This is a genomic window from Microcystis sp. M53603_WE2, assembly GCF_030065435.1.
On the sequence record NZ_JASJFF010000587.1, the window covers coordinates 1 to 7,282 of the forward strand.

Annotated in this window: 5 protein-coding genes; all 5 read left to right on the top strand. The window is 36.4% G+C overall.

Annotated features, from left to right (window positions below; all coding sequences use genetic code 11):
* The coding region (locus PX481_RS12370) for a c-type cytochrome (RefSeq protein WP_288094661.1) at positions 1 to 311 on the top strand (311 nt) is incomplete at its 5' end.
* Positions 312 to 566: 255 nt separating this feature from the next.
* A complete protein-coding gene (locus PX481_RS12375) occupies positions 567 to 2,717 on the top strand; it encodes an O-linked N-acetylglucosamine transferase, SPINDLY family protein (protein WP_079206880.1) in 2,151 nt (716 codons plus the stop codon).
* 17 nt (positions 2,718 to 2,734) lie between these two features.
* Positions 2,735 to 4,894 (top strand): O-linked N-acetylglucosamine transferase, SPINDLY family protein, encoded by a 2,160-nt coding sequence (locus tag PX481_RS12380; protein ID WP_288094662.1) that lies wholly within the window; start codon positions 2,735 to 2,737, stop codon positions 4,892 to 4,894.
* A 12-nt stretch (positions 4,895 to 4,906) separates the two neighbouring features.
* On the top strand, positions 4,907 to 7,072 hold the full coding sequence (locus tag PX481_RS12385; RefSeq protein WP_288094663.1) for an O-linked N-acetylglucosamine transferase, SPINDLY family protein: 2,166 nt from the start codon (positions 4,907 to 4,909) through the stop codon (positions 7,070 to 7,072).
* A 12-nt stretch (positions 7,073 to 7,084) separates the two neighbouring features.
* Positions 7,085 to 7,282, top strand: a 198-nt coding sequence (locus PX481_RS12390; RefSeq protein ID WP_288094664.1) for a hypothetical protein, incomplete at its 3' end; no start/stop codon positions are given.

Genomic DNA, 7,282 nt, shown 5'->3' on the forward strand with positions numbered 1-7,282 from the left:
TGATTAGCACCTATTTAATCACCTTTCATCTGGCTAAGATGTCGGATCCCTACATTAAAGAGGTGTTATCCCTACAAGGTAATGTCAGTCGCGGTTACGAAATCTTTCAAATTAACTGTGCTGCTTGTCACGGTCAGTTTGCTGATGGCATCGTCGGACCGAGTTTAGAGGACGTTTCCCATCGCAAATCGAGAATTAGTCTGATTGAACAGGTAATTAGCGGTAAAACCCCGCCAATGCCCAAATTTAAGCCCGATACTCAAGCTATGGCCGATTTATTGGTTTATTTAGAAAATATTTCAAAAAACTGACTTGAAAGAGGGTGTGGGGTGTGGGGAAGTGGGGAAGTGGGGAATGGGGGAATGGGGAATTTCAACTAAAACCCTAAAACCCTAAAACCCTAAAACCCTAAAACCCCAAAACCCTAACACCCTAACACCCCCCGCAACGCGCACGCAGTGACCACCCCAAAACCCAACCCCTGAGCGACTGATAAATTTTACTTATATAGAAAAATTTTGCTTCTATTTGGGTACGCTAGTAGAGACACTTAACGATAAATACTTATGTCTTGGCATTCCCAAGTTGAACCGGCAATTATCCAAGGGGATTTCTGGCAAGTTAGCCAGTTTTACGAAGAACTGATAGAAAGAGAACCCCTAGAAATTAGTCATTATTGGTATTTAGGATTAGCCTATCTTTTAGAAGCTAGGGAAGAAGAAGCACAAACTACTTGGTTATTCGTCCTCAGTCAAGGGGATGAAGGGGAAATGACTGCGTGGACAGCAGATTTAGTCAATATTTTGGATGGGGAAGCGCGAAGACAATTAGAGTTAGGCAATTTAGAAACCAGTTGGTTAATTCGAGGACATATTCGCGAGATTAGTCCCGATAATGTTGATAATTTACTGCGGTTTATTTTATTAGCAATTAATTTGAATTATTTTGAAAAAGAGCAGTTAAAAACTTGGTTATTTGTCGATGTGTTAAAAACAAATGATTGCCAGAGTATCGAGTTAAGTTTATTAGCAGAAGTTTTAGAAAAATTTCTCGATTATCAGATACCAGAAACTGTCCCTTACTTAGAGGCAATATTTCAATCTAACTGTCAGCGACAAACTTTCATCAAAGTAGTAGAAGCTAAAGTAACTTCTCTAACCATGAATAATAAACCATTGGCTATTGATATTATTAATGCTTGTTTAGCAGTGGAACCAGAGCAAATTTATCTGTTAGCTGAACTTTATCAATGTTATTTTGATAATCGAGATTTTGCCGATGCTATCCAAGTAGCTAATCAATTAAAAACAAGTTGTCAAGGGTTGCCTTCTCAAGCTGTAGCTGATTTTATTGCTCTTTATGTCAAATTATTTAGTGGTAATTGGGTCGATATTAAGGCAGATATTGAAGAATATGCAGAATCCTTGCAAAAAAGTATCACTAATCGAGAATGTCCAAGATTATTGGATGGACCATGCCTATCAATTGTATCCCCTCTAGTTTACCTAGAAGATAACCCAAGAAAAAACCGTTACATTAATAATTGTGTTGGTCAACTTTTTCAGGAATATGTTCGCAATAATTATAACCGTCATTCTCTGCAAAAATCGACTATTAAAGATGCCAATAAAGTTCTTAAAATTGGCTATATTGCCAATACTTTAGGTAATCATTCTATAGGATTAATCTCTAGATGGTTAATGAAGTATCATGACTATAACCAGTTTCATGTCTCTTTATACCTAGTATCTCAAAAAGAAGATTTTATTACTGAAAATGATTTTAAAAATCGGGTAAATGCTTGCTATAATTTACCGATTAAGCCTCTACTGATTGCTGAAAAAATTAGTCAGGATAATATTGATATTTTGGTAGATTTAGACGGCATCACTAATGAAGCAACTTGTCAAGTCATGGCACTAAAACCCGCACCAATACAAGTGACTTGGTTAGGTTTTGATGCGTCAGGAATTCCTGCAATTGATTACTATCTTGCTGATAATTACGTTTTACCAGCAGATGCACAGGAATATTACCGAGAAAAAATTTGGCGCTTACCTAATTCCTATATTTGTGTGGATGGTGTCGAGGTTGCTTCCCCTTCTCTCCGAAGGGATGATTTAGGGATTCCAGAGGATGCAATTAATTACTTAACCGCACAAACGGGGGTTAAACGTAACCCTGAAACTATTCGACTTCAGCTACAAATTTTAAAGGCAGTTCCTAATAGTTATTTGAGTATTCAAGGGTTAAGTGATGCTAAATCAGTAGAAAAATTATTTTTCAAAGTTGCCGAGGAAGAAGGAATTAATTATGAGAGATTAAAAATCTTCCCCCTCTATCCCACAGGAATTTATCGAGCAAATTTAAGAATAGCTGATGTGGTTTTAGATACCTATCCTTTTACGGGAGGAATGACGACTTTAGATGTGCTGTGGATGGGGATTCCTTTAGTTACAAAAGTTGGTCAACAATGGTCATCGAGAAATAGTTATACTTTAATGGTTAATGCGGGAATTAGTGAGGGTATAGCTTGGAGTGATGAAGAGTATATCGACTGGGGGATTAAGTTAGGTAAGGATGAAAACCTGAGACGCAAAGTTATCGCTAAATTAGATGAATCTAGACAAACTTCCCCGCTTTGGAATGCACGTCAGTTTACTAAAAATGTGGAAAGCGCCTATCGTCAAATGTGGCAAATCTATTGTGAAAGTTAATTAGGGAGAATTAAATTATGTCTTGGCACAATGAAGTTAAAACCGCTTTAGAAAACAATCAATACGATATTGTTAGTCAGTTTTACGAAGAACTGATAGAAAAAGAACCCCTAGAAATTAGTCATTATTGGTATTTAGGATTAGCCTATCTTTTGCAGGCAAAAGAAGAAGAAGCACAAGCTACTTGGTTATTGGTTTTCACTCAAGGAGAGGAACAGGAAACCGAGTCATGGCTGCTAGAATTAAGCAATATTTTAGCTGCCGAAGCTAACCGACAATTAGAGTTAGAAAATCTAGAAATTAGTTGGTTAATTCGTAAACATCTACAGGAAATTAATCCCAGTTATCTCGATAATCTACTGCATTTAACTCTCGTTGAAATTAAATTAAATAGATTTCATCCTCAACAACTGCAAGAATGGCAAATACTAGAATTAATTACTCAGGGTTCAGTTAACTCTCAATTATTGGAACGGGTAGTAATTGCCGTCATACCTTATGCTCATGAATATACCATAGAATTAGTTCGGTTAAGTTTACCCTATCTTGACAATTCTCTAGAATTACTTAATCACGTCATCACTGTCACCCGACACTTTGCTTTTGAGAAATATCAACCTATTTATTCCGTTGACTTAGCGGAAGCTTTTCTTCCCCTTTATCCCGAAAATTTGTACTTAGTAGCTAATTTATTTTGGTTTTATGTCTCTGTCCCTAACTACCAAAAAGCGATAAAGTTTATCAAAGAATTTAAAGATAAAAGCCAAACAATTGATTTAAAAATGTTTAGTCAATCTCTTCTCTTTAATGGTTCTTTACGAGCCTCAAAATGGAATGACATTCCTAGTATTTGTCAAGAGTATAAACACTTAATTAAAAAATTTTTAGAAGAAAAACCCCAAGACATACATCCCTTAGTTCGGGAAGCCTTACTAACAGTTATGAATCCGATTTCTTACTATGAAGATAACCCGAAAGAGAATCGACCGCTTTTAAGTCAGATTGGCAGTTTTTTCCAAGAAACCTACAAAGGAATGCTGGGTTTTAAACAGGAAAGTTTTGAAAAACCTAGAGAAGATAATCCCAATAAAAAACTGAAAATTGGTTACATTGCCCAAAACTTAAAACGTCATCCTGTAGGATTTTTGAGTCGTTGGACTATTAATTATCACAATCGTGAGCAGTTTGATATTCACCTTTATATGGTGAGTCAACCTGTGGATGAAATAACTAAACAATGGTTTTCTAATCCCGCAGATAAAATCTATCATGCTACTGCTGATTCCTTAGCAACCTATCGCAAAATTAAAGAAGATAACATCGATATTCTTGTGGATTTAGATAGTGGTACTGGACCAATGGTTGTCCAAGTTATTGCCTTAAAACCTGCTCCTATTCAAGTTAACTGGTTAGGTTTTGATGGTTCCGGTTTACCCGCAGTAGATTATCTTTTAGCGGATCCTTATGTACTACCAGAAAATGCCCAAGAATATTATCAGGAAAAAATCTGGCGTTTACCTGATGCTTTTGTCGCTGTGGATGGTTTTGAAATAGCCGTTCCTACCCTGCGAAGAGAAGATTTAGGTATTAATAACGATGCGGTTATTTACCTAAGCTCTCAAACGGCAATTAAGCGTAATCCGGCGATGATTCGCTTACAAATGCAAATCCTCAAATCCGTACCTAATAGTTATTTCCTGATTCAAGGAGTTGCTGATGATAATTCCCTCTGGGATTTATTCTGTCAAATTGCCGCAGAAGTTGGGGTAGAAACTAATCGAATTAAGATGCTTCCTCTCTATCAGACGGAAACCTACAGGGCAAATTTAGCCATCGCTGATGTGGTTTTGGACACCTATCCCTTTAATGGTGGTACAACCACCTTAGAAACCCTCTGGATGGGAATTCCTCTGGTGGTTAAGGTGGGGCAACAATGGTCATCACGCAACGGTTATACTTTAATGATGAATGCGGGAATAACTGAGGGTATAGCTTGGAGTGATGAGGAATATGTGCAGTGGGGAATTAAGTTAGGATTGGATAGAAATTTAAGAGAAGAAGTCCGTTGGAAACTCCGAAAGTCTCGTCATACATCTCCCCTCTGGAATGCCAAACAATTTACTAGAGACTTAGAAACTGCTTATCAACAAATGTGGAATATTTATTGTCAATCTTAGCGGATAAAAACTATGCAATGGCATCAAGACATACAAACCCATTTAAACGACAACAATTATCAACTGGTGGTGCAGTTTTATGAACAATTAACTGAAAACAATTCTTCGGTCATTGAGGATTATTTTTATCTAGGATTAGCCTATCTTTTACAAGATAGAGAAGAAGACGCACAAGCTACTTGGTTACTGGTGTTGAGTCAAGCAGCCGAATCAGAATTATCGGGGTGGATAGAAACTTTAACTCAAATCTTAGATGCAGAGGCAACCAGACAAGAAAATTCCCAAAGACTAGAGACAAGCTATCTAATTCGATTGCATCTACAAAACCTTAATCCTAGTTTTTTAAATAATCTCCTGCATCTGATGGAATTAGAAATACAATTCCAAAATTTTGCTATGGAAAAGTGCAATGATTGGTGTGTATTTGAACTGTTAGAGAATACAGCTACAGCAGCAATTAATCTTGATTTACTGCTGCGAGTGACGGAAAAAGTTTTAATCTACCCCTGTACTGATACCATCCACTTTTTAGAATTAGCAGCCTTACATATCAATAATCCAGAAATAATTGCGGCCAAGGTTATCTCAGCAATTGTCAATTATGCTTATCAACAAAAACAAAGTGTATTTGCCATTAATTTAGTAGAACTTTGTTTGCGCTTTCTACCAGAGGATTTATACTTACAAAATAGTTTGTTTAATCTTTATAAAACCACCACTGTTGACTATAAAAAATCTCTAGAAATTGCCGAAAATTTTTATAAAAATTGCCAGACAACTACTGAAAAGCTCTTGGGAATTTCTCTAGTGATTGGTATTTTACAAGCTAAGGGAGACTGGGGAAATTTACCTAAATTTATCGATGAATTAATACAACTAATCGAGGGACAAATTAATGCCAAACAATTTAATGCACGTCCCTTTATTATCGACTCTATTTTAGGAGTTACTATCTGTCTTCCCTACTATCAAGATAATCCGAAAATTAATCGCTATTTACAAAGTAAACTAGCAGAAATTTTTCAAGCAGATGTAAGAACCCGCTACAACTACATTGCTCCTGTTTCTTCTCCAAAATCTCCAGCAAGAAAAATAAAAATTGGTTATATTGCCCATACTCTCCGTCGTCATTCTGTGGGTTGGTTAAGTCGCTGGTTATTTCACTATCATAATCGAGATAAATTTGAAATTTACACCTATTTTGTCAACCAAGCAGCAGACGAAATTACTGAAAAATGGTTTAAAAATAACTCAGATTATAGCTATAACTTGCCAGCAAAAATTGAACAAATAACTGCCCAAATTCGTCAAGACAAATTAGATATTTTAGTGGATATTGATAGCTTAACCAATAATACAACTTATCTAGTAATGGCTTTAAAACCAGCACCGATACAAGTAACCTGGTTAGGATTAGATGCGTCGGGAATCCCTGCTATTGATTATTTTATTGCCGATAACTACGTTTTACCCGAAAATGCTGAAGAAATTTATTCAGAAAAAATCATCCGACTTCCTAACTCTTATTTATCCGTGGATGGTTTTGAAGTGGGTGTTCCCACTAGGAGAAGAACTGATTTAAATATTCCCGATGATGCTATTATTTATCTGACCGTGCAATCGGGATTAAAACGCACCTTAAACATGATTTTTCTGCAATTGCAGATTCTCCAACAGGTTCCTAATAGCTATCTTTTAATCAAAGGTTTTGCCGACAAAGAAACCATTCGAGAATTATTTCTCAAAAGTGCCGACGAATTGGGAATTAGTCAAGATAGATTAAGATTTTTGCCCAATGATTTCAATGAGGAAACCCATCGCGCTAATCTAGTAATTGCTGATATAGTTCTCGATACCTATCCCTATAGTGGTGCTACCACAACCCTAGAAACCCTCTGGATGGGGATTCCTTTAGTCACTAGGGTTGGTGAACAATTTGCAGCCCGCAATAGCTATACTTTTATGAAAAATGCCGGCATTAGTCAGGGTATAGCTTGGAGTGATGAGGAATATGTGCAGTGGGGAATTAAGTTAGGATTAGATGAAAATTTAAGGGAAGAAATTCGTTATCAATTACGTCAATCTCGTCATACATCTCCCCTCTGGAATGCCAAACAATTTACCAGAGATTTAGAAACTGCTTATCGGCAAATGTGGAATATTTATTGTCAATCTTAGCGGGTAAAAACTATGCAATGGCTTCACGACATACAAACACACTTAAACGACAACAAATATCAACTGGTATTGCAGTTTTATGAACAATTAATTGAAAACAATTCTCCTGTAATTGAGGATTATTTTTATCTAGGATTAGCCTATCTTTTACAAGATAGAGAAGAAGACGCACAAGCTACTTGGTTACTGGTGTTGAGTCAAGCAGCCGAA

Coding starts and splice junctions, on each gene's coding strand:
- PX481_RS12375 (WP_079206880.1), top strand. CDS start 567: ATGTCTTGGCATTCCCAAGTTGAACCGGCAATTATCCAAGGGGATTTC.
- PX481_RS12380 (WP_288094662.1), top strand. CDS start 2,735: ATGTCTTGGCACAATGAAGTTAAAACCGCTTTAGAAAACAATCAATAC.
- PX481_RS12385 (WP_288094663.1), top strand. CDS start 4,907: ATGCAATGGCATCAAGACATACAAACCCATTTAAACGACAACAATTAT.